1 pseudogene is annotated in these 384 nt (G+C 33.9%); it reads right to left on the bottom strand.

Annotated features, from left to right (window positions below):
• Nucleotides 1-384: pseudogene (locus CRV03_RS14070) on the bottom strand (hypothetical protein); the annotation flags it as partial.

Genomic DNA, 384 nt, shown 5'->3' with positions numbered 1-384 from the left:
ATACTGACCTTTGACAAAGAATAATACTTTCCCTTGAGGTACAAATACCGATTCTGTAAGGATCGGATTAAATGGTAAACTTGTCACATATACCCCAGCTGCATTTTGAATTGTCGCGTTTGCTTGAATATCAAAAGGATCAAATGGATTTGTTACCATAACTACTTTTCCAGCAATATTTTTTGGTCGATCTGAATCTGTTTTACCATCACCATTTAATTTTTTAGCTAATAATTTCACTACACCTTTTAATTCATTAATTGTTTTACGACCTGGTTCAAACGTTAAAGTGCCTACTGGCTTTTTATCTGGATATATTCCATTCACAACGCTTCCACTTGGATCTTTTAATAAACCAATAGGTTCATCTTTACCTGTAACAGC

Source organism: Arcobacter sp. F155 (genome assembly GCF_004116455.1).
Lineage (GTDB): Bacteria > Campylobacterota > Campylobacteria > Campylobacterales > Arcobacteraceae > Halarcobacter.
This window is presented reverse-complemented; position numbering and strand designations above follow the sequence as displayed.